This is a genomic window from Bacillus lumedeiriae (assembly GCF_044891285.1).
In the GTDB taxonomy this organism is placed as follows: domain Bacteria; phylum Bacillota; class Bacilli; order Bacillales; family Domibacillaceae; genus Pseudobacillus; species Pseudobacillus lumedeiriae.
Map to the genome: position 1 here is coordinate 76541 of NZ_JAUIYO010000008.1, position 20009 is coordinate 96549.

At 42.8% G+C, this 20009-nt stretch carries 19 protein-coding genes; 13 read left to right on the forward strand and 6 right to left on the reverse strand.

Features of this window, described 5'->3' with window-relative positions; genetic code table 11:
* The first annotated feature begins 233 nt into the window (after positions 1 to 233).
* The 5 genes from QYG89_RS11420 to QYG89_RS11440 all read left to right on the forward strand — a co-directional run bounded on the left by QYG89_RS11420 (position 234) and on the right by QYG89_RS11440 (position 7708).
* Positions 234 to 1445 (forward strand): Glu/Leu/Phe/Val family dehydrogenase, encoded by a 1212-nt coding sequence (locus QYG89_RS11420; protein ID WP_404317491.1) that lies wholly within the window; start codon positions 234 to 236, stop codon positions 1443 to 1445.
* Between the two features lie 353 nt (positions 1446 to 1798).
* Positions 1799 to 2047 (forward strand): biotin/lipoyl-binding protein, encoded by a 249-nt coding sequence (locus tag QYG89_RS11425; RefSeq protein WP_404317361.1) that lies wholly within the window; start codon positions 1799 to 1801, stop codon positions 2045 to 2047.
* A gap of 197 nt (positions 2048 to 2244) precedes the next feature.
* Entirely contained in the window at positions 2245 to 4374 is a 2130-nt protein-coding gene (locus QYG89_RS11430) for a sigma 54-interacting transcriptional regulator (protein ID WP_404317363.1), read from the forward strand.
* A 415-nt stretch (positions 4375 to 4789) separates the two neighbouring features.
* Complete coding sequence (locus tag QYG89_RS11435) at positions 4790 to 6289, forward strand: aldehyde dehydrogenase family protein (protein WP_404317366.1); 1500 nt, start codon at positions 4790 to 4792, stop codon at positions 6287 to 6289.
* A gap of 45 nt (positions 6290 to 6334) precedes the next feature.
* A complete protein-coding gene (locus QYG89_RS11440) occupies positions 6335 to 7708 on the forward strand; it encodes a putrescine aminotransferase (protein WP_404317369.1) in 1374 nt (457 codons plus the stop codon).
* A gap of 131 nt (positions 7709 to 7839) precedes the next feature.
* Here QYG89_RS11440 and QYG89_RS11445 read toward each other — a convergent pair whose 3' ends face one another.
* From QYG89_RS11445 to QYG89_RS11455, 3 genes are all read right to left on the reverse strand, one after another.
* Positions 7840 to 8154, reverse strand: coding sequence for a DMT family transporter (locus QYG89_RS11445; RefSeq protein WP_404317372.1), 315 nt, complete (start codon positions 8152 to 8154; stop codon positions 7840 to 7842).
* Entirely contained in the window at positions 8154 to 8489 is a 336-nt protein-coding gene (locus tag QYG89_RS11450) for a DMT family transporter (RefSeq protein WP_404317375.1), read from the reverse strand. Before QYG89_RS11450 ends, QYG89_RS11445 begins: the two co-directional genes overlap by 1 nt.
* 88 nt (positions 8490 to 8577) lie before the next feature.
* Positions 8578 to 9159: a TetR family transcriptional regulator gene (locus QYG89_RS11455; protein WP_404317378.1), complete on the reverse strand. Its 582-nt coding sequence runs from the start codon at positions 9157 to 9159 to the stop codon at positions 8578 to 8580.
* Between the two features lie 186 nt (positions 9160 to 9345).
* On the opposite strand from QYG89_RS11455, the gene QYG89_RS11460 reads away from it, so the two are divergent.
* From QYG89_RS11460 to QYG89_RS11495, 8 genes are all read left to right on the forward strand, one after another.
* Positions 9346 to 9705, forward strand: a complete 360-nt coding sequence (locus QYG89_RS11460; protein WP_404317381.1) for a lmo0954 family membrane protein — start codon at positions 9346 to 9348, stop codon at positions 9703 to 9705.
* A gap of 13 nt (positions 9706 to 9718) precedes the next feature.
* Positions 9719 to 10363, forward strand: a complete 645-nt coding sequence (locus tag QYG89_RS11465) for a PspA/IM30 family protein (RefSeq protein WP_404317384.1) — start codon at positions 9719 to 9721, stop codon at positions 10361 to 10363.
* A gap of 220 nt (positions 10364 to 10583) precedes the next feature.
* Positions 10584 to 11327, forward strand: a complete 744-nt coding sequence (gene liaF, locus QYG89_RS11470) for a cell wall-active antibiotics response protein LiaF (RefSeq protein WP_404317387.1) — start codon at positions 10584 to 10586, stop codon at positions 11325 to 11327.
* The gene (locus tag QYG89_RS11475) at positions 11324 to 12406 is read left to right on the forward strand and encodes a sensor histidine kinase (protein WP_404317389.1); all 1083 of its coding nucleotides are present in this window, start codon (positions 11324 to 11326) and stop codon (positions 12404 to 12406) included. The genes liaF and QYG89_RS11475 overlap by 4 nt, the downstream gene beginning before the upstream one ends.
* Entirely contained in the window at positions 12403 to 13035 is a 633-nt protein-coding gene (locus QYG89_RS11480) for a response regulator (protein ID WP_404317392.1), read from the forward strand. Before QYG89_RS11475 ends, QYG89_RS11480 begins: the two co-directional genes overlap by 4 nt.
* Positions 13036 to 13338: 303 nt before the next feature.
* A complete protein-coding gene (locus QYG89_RS11485) occupies positions 13339 to 14529 on the forward strand; it encodes an LL-diaminopimelate aminotransferase (protein ID WP_404317394.1) in 1191 nt (396 codons plus the stop codon).
* Positions 14529 to 16055 carry an aldehyde dehydrogenase family protein gene (locus QYG89_RS11490; RefSeq protein ID WP_404317397.1) on the forward strand — a complete coding sequence of 509 codons (1527 nt, stop codon included), beginning with the start codon at positions 14529 to 14531 and terminating at the stop codon, positions 16053 to 16055. Before QYG89_RS11485 ends, QYG89_RS11490 begins: the two co-directional genes overlap by 1 nt.
* 206 nt (positions 16056 to 16261) lie before the next feature.
* Positions 16262 to 17932: a thiamine pyrophosphate-dependent enzyme gene (locus tag QYG89_RS11495; RefSeq protein WP_449727745.1), complete on the forward strand. Its 1671-nt coding sequence runs from the start codon at positions 16262 to 16264 to the stop codon at positions 17930 to 17932.
* Between the two features lie 34 nt (positions 17933 to 17966).
* Here the strand turns inward: QYG89_RS11495 and QYG89_RS11500 are convergent, their stop codons facing one another.
* The 3 genes from QYG89_RS11500 to QYG89_RS11510 form a co-directional block, all read right to left on the reverse strand.
* A complete protein-coding gene (locus QYG89_RS11500) occupies positions 17967 to 18425 on the reverse strand; it encodes a hypothetical protein (protein WP_404317402.1) in 459 nt (152 codons plus the stop codon).
* A gap of 139 nt (positions 18426 to 18564) precedes the next feature.
* Positions 18565 to 19359: an HAD family hydrolase gene (locus tag QYG89_RS11505; protein WP_404317405.1), complete on the reverse strand. Its 795-nt coding sequence runs from the start codon at positions 19357 to 19359 to the stop codon at positions 18565 to 18567.
* 98 nt (positions 19360 to 19457) lie between these two features.
* Positions 19458 to 20003, reverse strand: coding sequence for a MerR family transcriptional regulator (locus QYG89_RS11510; protein WP_404317408.1), 546 nt, complete (start codon positions 20001 to 20003; stop codon positions 19458 to 19460).
* Between the last annotated feature and the right edge of the window lie 6 nt (positions 20004 to 20009).

Below are 20009 nucleotides of genomic sequence, written 5' to 3' on the forward strand. Positions count from 1 at the left end.
CATTTTTGCATACATGAGTAGCTGGAAAAGGTGAAAGAAGTGTGTGAAACCCTTGGTAATAAGGGATTTACAATAGTTTGAATTTTTTACTGAATTGGCACAGAAATTGCTTATTTATATTACGACAATAAAAAACGAGGTGTTATAAATTGGTAACAACTGTAAAGGCAGCAGAAACACAACAAACAACGAAACAGCAGCAGAAGAAAACCCCCCAAGAAGAATTTCAATTAATTTTAAAAGAAGCCGTAGACATTCTTGGTTATTCTAATGAAGTATTTGAGTTTTTAAAAGAGCCGATGAGATTTTTAGAAGTGAATATTCCTGTAAAAATGGACAACGGCCAGACGAAAGTCTTCACAGGCTACCGCGCTCAGCATAATGATGCCAACGGGCCGACAAAAGGCGGCATCCGTTTCCATCCCGATGTCACAGCAGATGAAGTCAAAGCATTAGCTGGCTGGATGAGCTTGAAATGTGGAATTACCGGCCTTCCTTATGGAGGAGCCAAAGGCGGAATCGTATGTGATCCGCGAAATATGAGCATGAACGAATTGGAACGCCTAAGCCGTGGATACGTCCGGGCAGTGAGCCAGCTCGTCGGGCCGACCAAAGATATCCCAGCACCTGACATGTATACGAATTCGCAAATTATGGCGTGGATGCTCGATGAGTATGACCATATTAGAGAGTTTGATTCACCAGGTTTCATTACTGGTAAACCGCTCGTCTTAGGCGGGTCAGAAGGAAGGGAAACAGCGACTTCAAAAGGTGTTTTATATACATTGCAAATGGTTAGTGAGCTGCAAAACATGCCTCTTGAAGGAATGAAAGTGATCGTCCAAGGATTTGGAAATGTAGGCGGTTACCTTGCGTACTACCTTCATGAAATCGGAGTTAAAGTAGTCGGTATAGCGGACGCTCTGGGTGCTATTTACGACGCTGACGGTTTAAACATTCCTGATTTGCTTGGACGCCGCGATTCATTCGGCATTGTGACAGCACAGTTTGAGAATGTGATCACAAATGAACAATTGCTTGAACAAGAATGCGACGTACTTATTCCCGCAGCGATCGGCGGCGTGATTACGACGGAAAATGCCGACAAGTTAAAATGTAAATTTGTTGTTGAAGCAGCGAATGGGCCAACGACAAAAGAAGCGATTCAAATGCTTAATGAGCGCGGAGTGTTAGTCGTTCCTGATATTCTTGCTAATTCAGGCGGGGTTATCGTTTCCTATTTTGAGTGGTGCCAAAACAACCAAGGCTACTACTGGACAAAAGAAACGGTAGAAGAGCGGCTGAAGGAAAAAATTCACGCTAGTTTCACAAACATCCAGAATACTGCGGAACAGTTTGGAATAAATATGAAAACTGCTGCTTATGTAGAAGGTATTCGAAAAATCGCCGAAGCTTCTGGACTTCGAGGATGGATCAATCTTTAATTTGTAGGCTTCCAGACCGCCCCCAATGGAGTTAACAGGGGGAGTTTAACAAAGCCAATTTATAGGATAGCTATGTGAAATGAAAAGGGATGAGGAGGTTCAATCAGACCGCTTCCGCTGAGCGTAGAAGGCGAAAATGATCGGGAAATCATTAGCAGAAGGCAAAAGCATATGGGAATAAATGATGGCAGCGGAAGAAGAATGATTGGATCCAGGGTGGGGAAATAGAGATAGAAAGCGGCTGTTCTACTTATTAAAAGAGGGCTATTATTGTTGGTTTTGCTACTTAGTTGATTGGAGCGGAAACTAACAGGGGAGTTTAACAAAGCCTAAAAGAAAAGGAGTGAGTACCAATGTTTGAAGAAATGATCACAAGCCCGTATACCGGAATCATTCAGAATGTTCTTGTAAGGAAACATTCAAGAGTCTATGAGTGGGAGCCGCTGTTTTTAATAAAGGACGAAGAAGGCAATTTATTAACAATTAAGGTAGGGGTTAGTGGAGAAATTAAGTCTCTTGAAGTACAGGAGGGAGACCACGTCATTCCTGGCATGGTACTCGCTTATATTAAAGAAGAATTAGTAGTAAGTGCATGTGACTAATCAATAAGTAAATCGGTGAGGAAGATGGGGGGATCCATCTTCTTTTTTCTATTGATATATTGGTTATCTTGATGACTATTGTTGATTGGAGTGAAAGGCACGAGACTCCTTCAGAAGTCAGCAGACAAGTTTAATAAAGATAATATTCTAAAAGTTTGGTAAAATAAAAGAAGAGAACAGCTGGGAGGGGACAGAAAGTGTTTACGATCGATGAAAAGAAGTTAAACCCAATTGTTACTATTGCAATAGAACATCAAAAAGATGAAGACGATATAGACATCGGTGCCATACAAGAACCGCTTATATTTTTGAGTGAACAGGGAAAACTCGTGTCTTACATCCACTTAAAAAGCAATCGTTTGGTACATAAAGACAAAGTGACATTCCAAACGCTGTTATCTCAGGCAATTTCGATTGAGCAAGTGTATCAGGTGAATAAAATTATTTCACTGCCTGTCATTTTTCAAGTGATTGGAGAAAGTCTCACAATCATTACGGATGAAGAGGGCATGCCAATTGGTTACTTAAATCGGGAAGAGTTGCTGGCTGAGCTCTTTAAACAAGAAGACCAAGGTGTTAACTTATTTAAGATTCTACTCACTTCTATTCCGATGGGGATGTTCGTTGTTGACAGAGAAAAAACGATCATCAACTGCAATGATGCCGGTCTGAAGATGATTAAATCGACCTCGGAAAAAGTAATGAACCAACCTGCTGACTCTATCTTTCATAAAGAATACATTGAAAGCGTTTTTGCGACAGGAAAGACGGTTTTGAATCAAGTTCAACTGACGGATGAGATGGGGGTTCTGCTCGATTATTGTCCGATTTTAAATAATGATCAGAAAGTAGAAGGCATGCTGATCGTCGTTCAAGACATACCTACTATTGAAGAAATGGCGATGGAGATTGAAGATATTAAAAACTTAAACACCGATTTAAATGCGATTTTATCGACCATTTATGATGAAATACTCGTTGTAAACAGCAAAGGTGAATTGATTCGCTACAGTGAAAATGTCATTAGCGGATTTTGGGATATCGACTTAAAAGATATGATCGGGAAAAGCTTGATTGACCTGGAAGAGAAAGGAATGTTTAATCCATCCGTGACAAGACTAGTGATGGAGAAAAAGAAAAAAGTATCACTCGTTCAAGAAGCAAGAAGCGGCAGGAAGGTTCTGGCTGTTGGCAACCCTGTTTTTAATGAAAAGGGAGAAATTGACCGGATTATTATAGCTTCCCGGGATATCACTGAAACATCCAGACTGAAAAGTGAACTGAAAGAAATGAAGAAGATGTCCGAGAAATATAAAAAAGAACTCGACAGCTTTAAAAATCAGGATCGTACGCTGAAGAAGTTAATGTATCGCAGTCCGAAAATGGAGAAAATCATGTTCCAAGTGAAGAAAATAGCGGAGTTTTCTTCGACTGTGTTAATCACTGGTGAATCGGGGGTTGGAAAAGAAGTCATTGCCCAGGCGATCCATCAACTTGGGCGGCGTTCAGATAAGCCTTTCTTAAAATTAAACTGCGGCGCTATTCCGGAAAACCTGCTTGAAAGCGAACTGTTTGGTTACACGAAAGGAGCATTTACTGGAGCGGATAAAGAGGGGAAAGACGGCTACTTTAAAATGGCCAATCAAGGTGTTCTTTTTCTCGATGAAATCGGGGAAATGCCGCTTCATTTACAAGTGAAATTGCTGCGTGTTCTTCAGGAGCAGGAAGTCATCCCTGTCGGCAGCACAGCCGCTCAAAAAGTAGACGTACAAATCATTGCTGCTACGAATAAAAAATTGGAACGAATGGTAGAGCAGGGCACGTTCCGAGAAGATTTATTTTATCGGCTGAACGTCATTCCGCTTCATATTCCATCTTTAAGAGAGCGGACAGAAGACATTTCAGTGCTCGCGCTCCATTTCCTTCAGCAGCTAAATGAAAAGTACGATAAACATTTTCACTTAACGCCCGATGCCGTTAATGTGCTTGAATTTTATTCCTGGCCGGGAAATGTACGCGAACTGCAAAATATTATTGAACGGCTTGTCGTTTCCGCTGACGATCCAGCGATAGATGCTGAATTCGTCAGCCAATTTTTATCACTCGGCTATGACTTTAAAAAGTCGCGGCCGATCATTACCAGAGTCGTTCCGCTTCAAGAAGCGCTGGAAGATGTGGAAGAACAGCTCATTGTCCTTGCGATGAATCAGTATAAAACGACAACGAAAGCAGCAAAAGCGCTCGGGGTGAGCCAATCATCTGTCAGCCGTAAATATCAAAAGATTATGAGCGGGAAGAAAAAGGAAAGCGAACCTTCTATTTATTAATACCGCGGTGTTAATAAATAGTGTTGATTTTGCCGCCTTTGTTGAATGGAGTACCCCAGCAAAAATCTTAACAAAACCATTAATATAAGAGGCTGGCCCAAAAGATCGTTAAAAACGACTTTTTAGGGTCAGCCTTTTTTAGCGCGAATCTTTTGATATTGTTAGATCATTTCAGTGGATGTTTCCACTTTTTTAAGTTGTGAGTGACACAAATAAGACGCCATTTTTAGTATATACCTACTAATATTCAATTTCTCATACATTATTCAAAAATGCATAGATTGCGCAGCAGCCTTGTTTTTTTCTTTAAGTAAAAGCCTTGATACGATGCACTTTCAAAGAATATTTAAAATATTTAAACTTGGCACGCTAGTTGCATTATATAAGACAAACGGAGAATAGGAGGAGGAAAAGCATGTTAGAAACACAAAACACGGTAAAAACTCTTGATTTAAAAATGTACATTAATGGGGAATGGACAAATTCCAGTGACAATAAAACACGCGAGGTAATCAACCCGGCTACTGGGGAAGTAATTGCTCATGCAGCTGAAGGAACTGTTGCAGATGCCAGAGCGGCGATTGCGGCTGCTAAGGAAGCATTTGAAAGCGGTATCTGGTCAGAACTTCCAACTGTTGAGCGGGCTGCATACTTATTGAAAATTGCCGATAAAATCGATGAAAAAGCAGAAGAGCTGGCGGCTCTTGAAACCAAGAACAACGGCAAGCCACTGCGCGAAGCAGGATTTGACATGGGGGATGCAGCTGCTTGCTTCCGCTATTACGCAGGAATGATCACTCAGCCGGATGGCGAAACGTACCATGTAGCCGATCCGATGCAGGCCATGGTTGTTAGAGAGCCGGTTGGTGTGTGCGGACTAATCGTTCCTTGGAACTTCCCAATGCTTATGAGCGTGTGGAAAATTGCTCCAGCATTAGCGGCAGGGAACACAGTTGTCTTTAAACCTTCTGAAGTGACACCAGTTACACCGACAAAATTGATCGAAATCATCGAAGAAGCTGGCGTGCCAAAAGGTGTTATCAATATGGTACACGGTGCAGGTCCGATTGTTGGAAACGAAATTGCATCTCATAAAGATGTGGACATGGTTTCTTTCACTGGCGGTACAAAAACAGGTAAGCACATTATGAAAGCAGCAGCTGACAATATGAAGAAGATTTCACTAGAACTTGGCGGGAAATCTCCGAATATCATTTTTGCTGATGCTGACTTTGAAGTAGCAGTGGATTATGCATTGTTCGGTATTTATTGCGGTTCAGGACAAGTATGTTCAGCTGGTTCAAGAATACTAGTCGAAGAAAGCATTTACGATAAATTTATTGAACGTTTTACAGAACGAGCGAAGCAAATCCAAGTGGGCAACGGAGCAGATCTAGAAACAGAAATGGGGCCGCTCGTCAGTCAGCAGCATATGGAAAAAGTACTAAACTACATTGAAATTGGTAAAGAAGAAGGAGCTCGTTTGTTGTTTGGCGGAAAGCGCTTAACGGAAAACGGTTTAGACAAAGGTTTCTTTGTGGCACCAACAGCATTTGCTGATACGACACAAGACATGAGAATTGTCCAGGAAGAAATTTTTGGCCCGGTTGTAGCAATTCAAAAATTCAGTGATGAGCAGGAAGCGATCCGCCTGGCTAATGATACTGACTACGGATTGGCAGGAGCGGTGTTCACAGTTGACGGAGCAAAGGCACTTCGCGTCATTAAAAAATTGCGTGCAGGAATTACATGGGTGAATTCTTACCATCCGACTTACAACGAGGCGCCGTGGGGCGGCTACAAGCAAAGCGGCATCGGACGCAGCTTGGGAACATACGGACTAGATGAATTCCAGGAAATTAAACAAATCAATATTAACTTAGAAGTAGAGCCAGTAGGCTGGTTTAAAAACTAAAGCAGGCTAGTTTAAAAACTAATTAACTAACAGGAGTGAAGATAAATGAGTACAGATTTGCAAACAAAAAACAATGAGCAAGTATCAGAGGTTAGTCAATATATTAAACAAGTACTTTCTTTAATAGAAAAACAGGAAGTAACAGCAGAAGAAGCACAATGGATCACGAAAGAAACCGTTGACGGCTTCCGTGAACACGTAAACCCAGGCTTTCTTGCTTATCGCAAAACGGTAACAGAAGGCGGCCAATTCGCAGCAGTTGAATGGTCTGACGGCGGATCTTGCTTCACTGATATCAACGGTAAAAAGTATATTGACTGTCTCGGCGGCTTCGGCATTTATAACGTCGGCCACCGTCATCCAAAAGTCGTAAAAGCAGTTACTGATCAGTTAAACCGTCAAGCACTGCATAGTCAGGACTTGCTTGATCCGCTGCGCGCGATGCTTGCAAAAATTTTAGCTGACATTACACCTGGCGATCTAAAATATTCTTTCTTTACGAACAGTGGAACAGAAAGTGTGGAAGCAGCACTGAAACTAGCAAAAATGTACAGTGACCGCTCTACTATTATTTCTACGACACGCTCGTTCCACGGAAAAAGCTTAGGGTCATTATCCGGCACAGCAAAAGGTGTGTTCCGTAAGCCATTCTTGCCGCTTATTCCAGGATTCCGTCATGTACCTTACGGCGATATCGATATGATGAGAAAAACATTTGAAGCTTGTGCTTTCGTCGGAGAAGATGTAGGAGCAGTGATTTTAGAACCAATCCAAGGTGAAGGCGGCGTCATCATTCCTCCTGAAAACTACTTGAAACAAGTAAGAGAGCTTTGCGATGAATACGATGTTGTCTTAATTTTTGATGAAGTACAAACGGGGATGGGACGTACAGGGAAAATGTTCGCTTCTGAATTATTCGGCGTGACTCCTGATATCATCTGTCTTGCTAAAGCATTCGGCGGCGGCGTAATGCCAGCTGGGGCAGTCGTAGCAAACGAAAAAGTATTCAAGAGCTTATTTGATAACCCGTTCATGCACACAACAACGTTCGGTGGAAATCCGCTTGCTTGTGCGGCAGCTATTGCAACGATTGATGTCTTGCTTGAAGAAAACCTTCCAGAAAGAGCGGCTGAAGTGGGCGAGTATTTCTTAAAAGGTTTGAAAGAAGCAGCAGCGAACCACGGAGATAAAGTATTGGAGATCCGTGGTCAAGGTCTCATGATCGGTATCGAGTTCCACAAAGACGAAATCGGTTATGAAGTATCAAAAGGAATGTTTGACAATGGCATTCTCGTTGCTGGTACACTCGTTAACTCAAAAACGATCCGTATTGAACCGCCATTGACAATCAGCTACGAAGAGGTAGATACAGTAATTAATACATTCAAAGAAGTATTATCTAAAGTAGCAGCACAATAAGAATAGTAAAATCCCCGGCTTAGCGGCCGGGGATTTTAAGCGTGAACAAAGGGAGGAAAATGCCGAACAGTGCGCCGGAACAACTCAAAAACCGCTTGAAAGTCATCGCTTTCAAGCGGTTTCGATTCGAATTAAGAAGTAAATCTCAGACCTGCTACACCTAACAGGATAAACGTGAGTGACAGGAATTGGAATTTATTTAACTTTTCTTTAAACCAGATGACACTGACGATCGCAATACCTATGGTACCGATGCCGGTCCATACAGCGTACGCCACGCCAGCCGTCAGCTCCAGCATGGCTTTAGATAAACAATAAAAAGAGAAAGCGAAGCCGATGACCATAATAGCAATTGGCCATTTTCTTTTTGTGCCGTCCACGTATTTCATTGCAATCGTAGCAATGACTTCTTCCAGGCCGGCAAGAACTAACAAAATCCAGCTCATTAACAGTTACCTCCATTTTGATCTGCTTTTGTAGTAGTAGATAATTTCATGCCGACGACTCCCGATAATAACAAAGTAACAAAAAGCAGCTGAAGGAAAGAGAATGGTTCGCCTAAATAAATACCCATGAAATACGTTCCAGCCGTGCCGATACCGACGAAAACAGTGTAGGCGGCTGCGAGTGGGAGCGTTTTGTACGAACGAATCAGCAGAAGAAAACTAATGCTGATCAATAAAACCGTTACGACCCAATCCGTCAGGGAGTCCGCATATTTTAAGCCCGTGGCCCATAAGACTTCCAACATACCTGCAAGTAAAACAATAAACCAATTCAATCTATACACCTCTATTATGAATGAATGTCATTCATTTTTTGTGAGAAAAAAGGAACGTTGAATGAGACGTTCCAAGCGTAGACAATACTTAATTCTTAGACAATGCCCGCTGCAAGAAAGAAAAGGTTTCTTTTTTGCAGGCAGTTACATCCCCTTCTTCTTCGGCAATGTAAAAACGTTCGGCCGCACTTTCGACTACGTTGATGATGAGCCGTGCCGTCCAGTTAATATCCAAGCTAGAAATGATTTCTCCTTTACTGACTGCTGATTGTAATACTTTTTCCAGCCAGCTGTAGTAAGGGGTATAAATGGTCTCCCATTTTTCCATGGAGTGAACAATAGCAAGACCAGAGTAGCATAAAACGATCACATCTTTATAGGATTTTGTCAGTTCAAACGTTTCATGAATAAGTGTTTGAACAATTTCCCAAAAGCCGTGTTTTTGGTTCGTTTCATTTTTAATTTTTTCTAGAGTTAAACTAAGTAAATCCTCTGCGATGGCAGGAATTAAATCTTTCTTTGAAGGAAAGTACAAATAAAATGTTCCTTGTGCCACACCGGCTTGTTTGACAATATCTGTGATAGATGTCCGGTCCAGTCCCTTTTCGGAAATGACCCCAATAGCAGCTTGAAGAATTTTATTATATTTCCCATCATTTTTTTCCCGCATATCAAATCCCTCCGTTAGTAGTGACTGAATGTCATTCATTTTATCATAAATGTCTATAATAGGCAAATCAACAGTGAATCGCCATTCTCCGTCTTAAGTCTGAGAAGAAGTTCCATCCAGGGCTCGTTATGAGAAGGGGCGAAGCGAGTTAAGATAAATTCAAGAGTTCGAAAGGAGGAAAAATAAATGAAAAAGGTGATGCTATTTTGCATTGGAGGTCTTGCGGCTTTAGTGGCGATTGCGAGTGCGGGACCTGTTCTTGGACTTGCGCTCTGTGCTGCTATTATGTATGTATCGTGGAAACAGTACAGACAGGCCGATTCCAAAGCAGTTAAGTTCTTTTGGGGGGCGGCAGGAGTGATTGCATTTTTCGCTGCTGTTGGCAATGTGCCGGCACTTCTAGGAGTTGCCGCTTTAGGTGTTCTCTACATCGTATATAAAAAGTGGCAGGAAGACGATCATGTGTCCGTGACAGAAACAAAGGAAGACGATCCGTTTGTGAATTTCGAAAAACAATGGAATCAGTTGAAAAAATTGAATGGATAAAGGAGAGAATGACATGACAGGGATTTTTAGAAGAATGAAGCGTACCATCGAAGCAGAGCTATTTGATATCGTGGAGAAGAAGGAGCAGAAAAATCCAATTGCACTGCTGAATCAGTATTTGCGGGAAGCGCAGAAAGAAACGGAAAAAGTAGTGAAATTGTTAGACAGGCAGCGGTTGTTGAAAAAAGAGTTCGAGTGCCAATGGCAGGAAGCAGTCCGTATGCAGGACAAACGGGCAAAGCAGGCTGTACTTGCTGCTGAAGCAGGGGAAACAGAACTTGAGGAGTTTGCGGCACGTGAAGCAGATGTGTATAAAGAACGTGCCATGCGTCTGCAGCAGTCTCTTGCGATCATTAGTGAGCAAATCATGAAGCTTGAAAGCAAGGCGGAAGAGATGAAACATAAACTGAAGGATATGGATGTCCGCCGTCTCGAACTGATGGGGCGCGAAAATGCGGCAAGAGCCCATTACAGTATGAGCAAAGTATTAGATGAAGGAACAGAAGCGAATCGTCCATTTGGCCGATTCGAGGAGCTTGAACAGTATATTGATGAATTGGAAGGAAAAGTGAACAAACGGTACGAGTCCACTTTAATGGATGCCCGGCTGGCAGAGCTGGAGCGGCAATTTCAGCAAAAAGAAAAGAGCGCACAATAGGCATAAACGTGCTATGATTAACAATTGGGGAGTGTATTATTTTAAAGAGAAGAACGTTCAATTGATTCTTACTCATATATGTTAAAAGTAGTATATAACGAAGAGATCTTACTAAACTATGTTTACAATTTTAGGCTGCCCAAAAGCTAGTTGTCCGCTGCTTTTAGGACGGCCTTGTTCTCATGAACGGCCAGGCTGCTTCGAGGAAGGGGGAAAAAGAATGTCACCATTAAAAAGAACGGACCTGCTGACTGTGTTTTTACTTGCTGCCTTCATTATTGTGTTAATTGAAGCAACGTTTTTTCGTGATGATTTTGTGTTTTCCTTCTTCTTCGGAATAGCGATGATTTATTTTGGTAAGAAGTGGAAAGAGAGCTGGTTTGGCAAACTGTTATTTTGGTTTGGAATATTTGTGTCCGGTGTGATGATTCTCAGTATGAGCAGTCTGCGGATGCTTGTTGTTGCCGGCCTTATTTACACGCTATACCGCTTTTTTCAATCGAAAAAGGAACCAACCCGCTTTTCGCTTTCATTGGATGAGGGAAATGCCACATCAATGGAACCGGGTGAAGCGATGAAGCACTCTTTTTTAAAAAATAAGTTGTTTTCTGTTCAATCTACACCAGAGCATTCATACGAGTGGAAGGACATCCACATTCAAGGGATGCTCGGTGATATTACAGTGGATGTAAGCAATACGGTACTGCCAAAGGGAACGGTCATTGTTTCCATTAGGCAGATGATTGGAAAAGTGAAAGTGGATATTCCTTATGAAATTCCTGTGCGCATCCGATTTGCAACCCTCGCAGGAAATGCCTATTTGTTTCAGCGCTTTCCGGTTCCTTTATGGAATGATACATTGTATTTCGAAGATGAACATTATAGCGAGCAGGAAGGAGCAGAAACAACGATCGTCCTTCTCATTTCCACTATGATTGGCGATGTGGAGGTGAACAGGGTATGAACATTTTCGTGAGACAGATCAGGCAAGTATTTCTAGCTGTTTTATTTGTGGTAGGAGTCGTCATCGCCGCATTTGAAGTCAGCTTTCCACAGTTATCGTGGCGATCTTATTTCGCAAAAGAGCTGTTTGATCTTCCTTTTGCTGTGTTTCTAGCTGTAGCAGCAGTGGGAGCGGCTTTTCTGTTTGGCACATTATACGGGTGGGGACAGTGGACCTCTTTGAAAATACTTGATCAGCGGCTCGAGTCTCTTATCTCTGGAAAAGACGCTGAAGAGAAAGGAAAGATACTGACAGCTGATCTTTCAAGTATGGAGCAAAAGTTTCAACAACTTGAACGTGTAGTTGCCGAACAAAAACAAACTGCCCGGCGTTTAGCCAGAGAAAAGGCAGAAAGCCAGGAGACACTCATTCAGGAAATGGTGTCGCAAGAAAGGCAGAGACTTGCCAGAGAGCTTCATGATTCCGTCTCGCAGCAGTTGTTTGCTGCTTCTATGATGATGTCCGCGATTAATGAAAACCGAGGGGAAGCTCCTTTAATCGAAACAAAACAGCTGGCGATGGTGGAGGAAATGATTCAGCAGTCACAATTAGAAATGCGGGCACTTCTTTTACATTTAAGGCCTGTCCCTTTAAATGGAAAGTCTTTAAAGGAAGGGATAGATGATTTACTCGTTGAACTGACACAAAAAGTCCCCCTCTCTATTCATTGGACGACGGAGGAAATCAGCATAGACCGCGGAATGGAAGATCACCTGTTTCGAATTGTTCAAGAATCAATCTCTAACACGCTGCGCCATGCGAAGGCAAGCCGGCTCGATGTACTGAACGTCTGGCGTGACGGGTTTGTTATTTTACGCATTAGTGATGATGGAATAGGTTTTAATACAGAAAAAGCAAAAATCGGTTCTTATGGCTTGCAAAACATGCGCGAGCGGGCGATGGAAATGGGTGGAACGTTAAAAATCGTTTCATTGCCATCACGAGGAACAAAGCTGGAAGTAAAAGTCCCGCTTGTACAGCATCATTCAGATCAAACACAAACAGAAAATTTAGAAGAAAAGGTGGAAGTAAACGAATGATAAGGGTTCTTCTCGTAGATGATCATGAAATGGTGCGCATCGGCGTATCTGCTTATTTGATGGCGCAGCCGGATATGAAGGTGGAAGCGGAAGCAGAAGATGGAGAAAAGGCTGTAGCTGCAGCCCTTGAACTGAAGCCGGATATTATTTTAATGGATTTAGTTATGCCAAACATGGACGGAATTGAAGCAACGAGACGCATTGTAGAAAAGTGGCCTGAGGCGAAAATCATTATCGTCACAAGCTTTCTTGATGATGAAAAAGTATATCCGGCCCTTGAAGCTGGAGCGGTCAGCTATCTTTTGAAAACCTCAAAAGCGGGTGTCATTGCCGAGGCTATCCGTCAAACGTATAGGGGCGAAACGGTGCTTGAGCCAGAGGTAACAGGGAAAATGATGAAGCGTATGCGGCAAGGACAAAAGGCGCCGCTGCATGAAGAACTGACAGATCGGGAAAGAGAAGTGCTGCTGCTCATTGCACAAGGAAAAGCGAATCAAGACATTGCGGATGAACTATACATTTCATTGAAAACCGTAAAAACACACGTCAGCAATATCTTATCGAAGCTTGAAGTGAATGACCGGACGCAGGCTGTTATTTATGCGTTTCAGAATCAGCTGGTTCAATAAAGAATTGGGACTGAAGGTGTTTGTCTACAGTCTGTGACGCTGTTACATCATACGGCGTCTTTTTTTGTAACCTCATAAATCTTCATTATTTTACAAATGTAAGCAGGAAAAGCTTGCACTGAAAGTGAAGTTTACTTTGAGGAAGAGCACTTTCGGGGAAAATGTATAGATATTTATCGTTATTTTTGAGGCATGTTTCTATAAAAAGGCCATAGCTTATAAGAGTGAATAGCGTTAAAGTAAATGTATGGAATTGTTTTCTAATTGAATGGGGCAAATTCGAAAGGATGGTGATCATTTTTCATGCGCTATCAATCGCAGAGAATCGCTCAAATCCCGCCATATATGTTTGCTGAATTTAACAGAAAGAAACGAATGATGCAAGAAGCGGGAGTGGATGTGATTGATTTAGGTATCGGAGACCCAGATCTGCCTACTCCAAAACATATAACGGATAAGTTAATAGAAGAGATGGCTTATCCTGAAAACTTTAAATATCCAAGTTTCATTGGCTGTTTGGAATTTAGACAGGCAGTGGCTGACTTTTATAAGCGGCAGTTTAATGTCACATTAGATCCTGAAACAGAGGTTTTAGCTTTGATCGGTTCAAAAGAAGGACTAGCCCATTTAGTGCCGGCTATGATTGATCCGGGAGAGATTGTTTTAGCACCAGACCCGGGCTATCCGCCTTATCGTATGGCGATTTCTCTTGCCGGAGGACAGTTATATACAATGCCGCTGCTAGAAGAAAACAACTTTGAGCCCATATTTCAGAATATTCCTGAAATTGTTGCTGATGAAGCTAAACTTATGTTTTTAAATTACCCAGGCAACCCGACGGCAGCTACTGTAGCCGTTGACTTTTTCCGTAAGGCTGTGTCGTTTGCAGAAAAACATCAAGTCGTTATTGCTCATGATGCGGCCTATCACATGGTTACGTTTAATGACTATCAGGCACCAAGTATTTTACAAGCGGAAGGAGCAAAAGAAGTCGCTGTAGAATTCGGCTCTTTATCGAAAACGTATAGCATGACGGGCTGGAGGATTGGCTACGTTGTCGGCAATAAAGATGTGATTAAGGCATTATCGATTTATAAAAGCAATACCGATACAGGACAGTTTACTCCGATCCAAAAGGCGGCAGCCTATGCATTAATAAGCAGTCAAGAGTGTGTGAAGGAAAGCAATCGAATCTATGCTGAACGGATGCAATTCATGGCAGCTGCGTTAGCAGATATAGGTGTGCATGTAAAACCGGCGCGCGGCACGTTTTTTATTTGGGCGTCTGTGCCAGAAGGATATACATCAGCCCAATTTGCAAATATGGTTCTGGAAAAAACAGGAGTAATTGTGACCCCGGGCAACGCATTTGGCCCATCTGGTGAAGGATACTTCCGGCTTTCGCTGTCTGTACCGACGGAACGGCTGAAAGAAGCGATTAACCGTATGAAAAAAGAGCTGACGATAACAAAGAATAGAAAGGGGAATGTGTAATGAACAATCAAACAGTAAAAGAAGGAAATGAAAAAGGAACAAAAGTAAAAAGATACTTAAATTTTATTAATGGAGAATGGGTAGAATCAGAGTCAGGAAAGTACACCAAAAACACTAATCCCGTCAACGGTCAAGTATTGGGGGAAGTGGTCGTTTCTACAAAAGCAGATGTCGATCAAGCGGTTCAGGCAGCCAAAGAAGCACAGAAGAAATGGAGAAACGTCCCGGCTCCTGAGCGTGCGGATGTTTTATATAAAGTGGCTTACTTGTTAAAAGAACGCAAAGAGCATCTTGCTCAAATTTTAACGAAGGAAATGGGAAAAGTCATTGCGGAAGCGAGAGGGGAAGTTCAAGAAGCGATTGATATGGCTTTTTATATGGCAGGTGAAGGCCGCCGTATGTTTGGTGATACGGTTCCTTCCGAGCTGCGTAATAAGTTTGCGATGAGTGTCCGCGTGCCAGTGGGGATTGCCGGATTAATTACGCCTTGGAATTTCCCGATCGCCATCGCTTCTTGGAAGTCGCTGCCGGCACTTGTGACAGGGAATGCGGTCGTATGGAAGCCAGCGTCTGAAACACCGTTCTTAGCTGGGGAATTCGTGAAAATCTACGATGAAGCCGGTTTGCCGAAAGGCCTTGTGAATCTTGTCTATGGTTCCGGAAGTGAGGTGGGAAATGCGATCGTGGAGCATCCTGATGTTGATATCGTTTCGTTTACCGGCTCTAACGAAGTAGGCAAAAAAATCAATGGCCGTGCAGGTGAGCTATTAAAACGCACATCACTTGAAATGGGCGGCAAAAATGCCGTGACGGTTTTGGAAGATGCAGACATTGATCTTGCGGTAGATGGCATTGTGTGGAGTGCATTTGGCACGAGCGGGCAAAGATGTACAGCGTGCAGCCGAATTATTGTGCATGAGTCCGTGAAGGAGGAGCTGGAACAAAAGTTATTAAAACGCATCGAAACATTAAAGATCGGCGATGGTCTGGATGAATCGGTGGATGTTGGTCCTGTCATTAACCGTTCATCTCTTGAAAAAATCCACGAATATGTAAAAATCGGAAAAGATGAGGGAGCGAAACTGTTAAAAGGCGGTGAGATCCTCACTGAAAACGGTTTGGATCAAGGGAACTTTTATGCACCAACTTTATTTACTGATGTAAAGCCAGATATGAGAATCGCTCAGGAAGAAATTTTTGGGCCGGTTGCTTCCATTATTCCGGTGAAAAGTCTGGAGGAAGCGATTGAAGTAAATAATAGTGTTGAATTTGGCTTATCAAGTTCTATTTTTACGGGAGATATCAACCGCGCGTTCCAAGCGATGAGAGATTTGGATACAGGCATTGTCTATGTCAATGCAGGGACAACAGGTGCGGAGATTCATTTACCGTTTGGAGGCACAAAAGGAACAGGAAATGGCCATCGTGATTCAGGGGTCGCTTCATTGGATGTATATACAGAATGGAAGTCTGTATATGTAGACTACAGCGGTAAAATCCAGCGCGCACAAATTGATAACTATTAATTTCGTATATTAATTATGGAGAAGAACAAGCAGGAGTGTCTCGCAAAAAGCGCGATTGCATTTCTGCTTGTTTCATTTTCGCAGCGGCAGTTCCGTGGACTTGCATAAATAACTTGCCGAATGGCCGCATATTTTTATTAAAATGGAGCTGTCCTATAAAGGGGATGAAATAATGGCCCCATTTTCACTTAAGCAGAAAGTGAGGAATGAAAATGGTCAAAGTATCAGGAGGGCAGGCCGTCGTCAAGGTGATGGAGAAAGAAAAGGTGAAGAAAGCCTTTTGTTTGCCTGGTGAAAGTTACCTTGGCGTCATTGATGCGTTGTATGAACATCCATCTATCCAGTTAATTTCAACCCGCCATGAAGGAGGCGCCTCTTTTATGGCAGAGGCCTATGCAAAAGCATCGGGAGAAGTAGGGGTGTGCATGGCGACGCGCGGACCAGGGGCAGCAAACTTGGCCATTGGTCTGCACACAGCTATGCAGGATTCTACACCGCTTGTCGCATTGATTGGCCAGGTAGAACGTCCATTTAAAGGAAAGGAAGCTTTTCAAGAAGTTGAGTTTACCTCTTTCTTTAGCCATTTGTGCAAGTGGACCGTAGAAATTGAGTCGGCCGAACGAATCCCAGAACTGCTTCATCGGGCGTTCTATATGGCCAGGTCCGGCCGGCCGGGTCCAGTTGTCGTCTCACTGCCTCATGACATGCTTGAAGATACATTTGAATACATGGAACAGCATGTGCAGCATGAACGCGCACCTCTGCCTTCAGAAGAGTCCGTCGTGGAAGCACTTCTGAAGATCAAAGGAGCTAAGCGTCCGATCATTATTGCGGGAGGAGGAGTCACGCGGACGAAATCGGCTGATTTGCTCGTTCGTTTTGCCCAAACGATGAGTGTGCCGGTTGCCACGAGTTTCCGGCGATTCGATGCGTTTCCTAACAGTCATTCGCATTATGCGGGCTGGCTTGGATTCGGTACGAGAAAAGGGCTGCTTGATTATATTAAACAGTCCGATCTTGTTGTGGCATTAGGCACTCGTTTATCCCAAGTAACAACTGGAGACTATACGCTGCTTGGCGAACAGACAAAGCTCGTGCAAGTGGATATTTCTCCTGACAGCATCGGCAAAGTGTATTCTCCTGAACTGGGCATTACAGCCGATGTTAAACAATTTTTGCGAAAAGCACTAAAGCTTGTGGCGCCGGTGAAGGATGAAGAGAAAGAGCTGATCGTGAAAGAGCTGAACGAAGCATATGTGGCTTTCTCCACTGCGCCAAAGGATTATTCCGAACAGTACGTCGATATGGACGGCATGATGTACGATATCATGAGGGCATTCCCGAAAGATGCGATTTTGACAAGTGATGCAGGCAATTTTTTTGGATGGCTTTCGCGCTATTACCGTTTTGATTGTGAAAACACTTATATTGGTCCTACATCAGGGGCGATGGGGTATGGGCTGCCGGCTGCGATTGGTGTGAAGATCGCTCAGCCGGATAAAATGGTCGTTTCCTTTTCCGGGGACGGCGGCTTTATGATGACGATACAGGAGTTAGAAACGGCTGTCCGTTTTGGAATTCCTGTTATTGCGGTCGTTGTAAATAATAATATGTATGGAACAATCAGAGCTCATCAGGAAAAACAATTTCCCGGCAGAGTCATTGCTACAGGGCTGTCCAATGCTAACTTTGCTGAACTTGCTAGATTATTCGGCTGCCATGGGGAACAAGTGACGAAAAATGAAGACTTTCTACCCGCATTAGAAAGAGCAAGAGCGAGCGGCCGGCCGGCCGTGATTGAAGTGTTGACGAATCCGGATATATTGTCTGCAAATCAGCCGAAACTCGATCATTCAAACGGAAAGACGTTCCATTAATTAAAAAAATGCCAGGCATGATCCTGGCATTTTTTTAAAAAGTGACTTGTATTTGCTGTAACTCATCTTCTGTTTTCTCAATAATTGTATAGTCGAGTTCTCTTAACCAAGTGCAGATGTCGTATGCACTGTCGCTTTTCGCAACAATAAACGTTCGATCAAATTGCATGTTGTCTCTGATGGCAGCAAGCATATTAAATAAAGAGCTTGTTTTTTCGTCTTTAATCGACTTTATTATGGCGGAGGTTTCTGTTTGGACCGGCACAATCCACAGTTCACATTCATTAGGAATGTTCAGCAGCTGCTCGAATATTTCTGCCTTTTCAAGAGGTGTCCGCAAAGTCTCGTCGTGAATTTCATATATACATTTGAATGACAAATTTATTTCTTTAAATGGGAAACAACCTTGTTCATCAAAGACACGAATATCTAATTTTGAAGCTGGATATACATGGATATCCTGTCTCTTTTCTTGTAAATGGCTGATCATCATCACTCTCTCCTTTGTCTTTCTTCTCTGTTATGTACGGTAAGGGATGTTGTTATCTCTATACCCTGTTGAGAAGAAAGGCAAACATTTTTAATCAGCCTGAGAATAGATGAATGAGACGTTGTCTATATGTTGAACTTCATTAAGCTTCTGTTAATGTTTGAAGAACGTCCGCGGCTCCGCGAAGTGCTTGAACCGTATAAGTAGGTTTTGCACCTTCTACTTGTCTGCCATCGCCATGGTCAATAAAAATAGAATCCATGCCAACACGAGTTGCACCAAGAATGTCAGTTCCTAAATTATCTCCTACCATGATTGCTTCTTCAGGCGATAAGTCCATCAGTTTTAGCGCATGAGTAAAGATGGATGGATCAGGCTTGCCGAATCCAAAGTTTCCAGAGATTAGAATATGTTCAAAGTACGGCACAAGCTCCGGTGTCATCTGCAGTTTTTCTAATTGAAGGGAAGGGGCGCCGTTTGTTAAAAGTAACAGGCGGAAGCCTTTTTCTTTCAATTGATCAAGTACAGTGAGTGTTTCATCATATAGGAACGGAGAATACCGTCTTACTTCCCGGAAGCGTTCTTTCGCCCAGTCAGCTGCGCCTTCAATTCCTACTGCTTTTAAGCCCTTTTCCCACGATTTGTATTGGTAGTCAGCGATATCCTTTCCCATTTCGCGCAGCAGCGTATGGTGGACATCGCCAAAATTCCCCCAAAGACCTTCAAACGGGTTAATCCCGAGGTGCAGTGTGACCGGATAGAAAGAATATTGTTGATATTGCTCTCGCGCTGCATGCCGCACAGATTCTTCAATCGTATCCTTATCTACACCATACTTTTGTTCTAAATCGCCGCATGTTACATCAAATGCGGTCTGAATGCTTTTACGGTCATTCAATAGTGTGTCATCTAAATCAAAAAAGACTGCTTTTTTCATTATATAAATACTCCCTTTTTAGATCTTAATGTTTATCTTAATGTTAACACATTATTCGACAAACTTTTAAGGATTCCTTCAAAGAAAAACGAAGCCGTTTAATTAAAAGTGGCTTCGTCCTTTTTCTTACTGAAAATGGAAAATAAAGAAGGGAGGCGGTATTTCGGCGGCTCTCTTTTAATAGGAGCGGGCTGCATTCCGTTTAACAGCAGGCGGTCGCGGATAGCGATTTCTTGATGTTCCAATTTTTCTTTCATCCATCTTTGGTGTTGGGCGAGTTCTTTCACGAGTTCTTTATTGACTGCAATCAATGTTTCCTGCTGCTGTTCAAGGCGGGCGATCCGTTCATACAGTTCATTGTTTCCGATAAGAGCAGGATCAGGTTTTGGTGATTCATCCTTCTTTTCAGGGACCATTTTCATCGCTAATTCAATGGCGGCTTCAAGGGTCATGTCTTGTTCGTGCATAAGCTTCAGCAGACGCTGGATTGTTATCATATCTTTCTGGTAAAAAACACGGGAGTTATTTAATCCCCTATCAAAGTGATAGCCGGCAGACTCGAGGGCCGACGAGTATTTTCGAAGCGTGCTTGCGCCGATTCCAAGGCTTTTTGCTACTTCCGAACTGAAATAAGCCTGTTCCATTTTTAT

Excerpts from the sequence above, each read along its gene's own strand:
- QYG89_RS11445 (WP_404317372.1), bottom strand. The coding sequence starts at position 8,154 with ATGAGCTGGATTTTGTTAGTTCTTGCCGGCCTGGAAGAAGTCATTGCT.
- QYG89_RS11465 (WP_404317384.1), top strand. The coding sequence starts at position 9,719 with ATGACAGGGATTTTTAGAAGAATGAAGCGTACCATCGAAGCAGAGCTA.
- QYG89_RS11440 (WP_404317369.1), top strand. The coding sequence starts at position 6,335 with ATGAGTACAGATTTGCAAACAAAAAACAATGAGCAAGTATCAGAGGTT.
- QYG89_RS11500 (WP_404317402.1), bottom strand. The coding sequence starts at position 18,425 with ATGATGATCAGCCATTTACAAGAAAAGAGACAGGATATCCATGTATAT.
- liaF (WP_404317387.1), top strand. The coding sequence starts at position 10,584 with ATGTCACCATTAAAAAGAACGGACCTGCTGACTGTGTTTTTACTTGCT.
- QYG89_RS11455 (WP_404317378.1), bottom strand. The coding sequence starts at position 9,159 with ATGCGGGAAAAAAATGATGGGAAATATAATAAAATTCTTCAAGCTGCT.
- QYG89_RS11435 (WP_404317366.1), top strand. The coding sequence starts at position 4,790 with ATGTTAGAAACACAAAACACGGTAAAAACTCTTGATTTAAAAATGTAC.
- QYG89_RS11480 (WP_404317392.1), top strand. The coding sequence starts at position 12,403 with ATGATAAGGGTTCTTCTCGTAGATGATCATGAAATGGTGCGCATCGGC.
- QYG89_RS11425 (WP_404317361.1), top strand. The coding sequence starts at position 1,799 with ATGTTTGAAGAAATGATCACAAGCCCGTATACCGGAATCATTCAGAAT.
- QYG89_RS11505 (WP_404317405.1), bottom strand. The coding sequence starts at position 19,359 with ATGAAAAAAGCAGTCTTTTTTGATTTAGATGACACACTATTGAATGAC.
- QYG89_RS11485 (WP_404317394.1), top strand. The coding sequence starts at position 13,339 with ATGCGCTATCAATCGCAGAGAATCGCTCAAATCCCGCCATATATGTTT.
- QYG89_RS11460 (WP_404317381.1), top strand. The coding sequence starts at position 9,346 with ATGAAAAAGGTGATGCTATTTTGCATTGGAGGTCTTGCGGCTTTAGTG.
- QYG89_RS11510 (WP_404317408.1), bottom strand. The coding sequence starts at position 20,003 with ATGGAACAGGCTTATTTCAGTTCGGAAGTAGCAAAAAGCCTTGGAATC.
- QYG89_RS11475 (WP_404317389.1), top strand. The coding sequence starts at position 11,324 with ATGAACATTTTCGTGAGACAGATCAGGCAAGTATTTCTAGCTGTTTTA.
- QYG89_RS11490 (WP_404317397.1), top strand. The coding sequence starts at position 14,529 with ATGAACAATCAAACAGTAAAAGAAGGAAATGAAAAAGGAACAAAAGTA.
- QYG89_RS11495 (WP_449727745.1), top strand. The coding sequence starts at position 16,262 with ATGAAAATGGTCAAAGTATCAGGAGGGCAGGCCGTCGTCAAGGTGATG.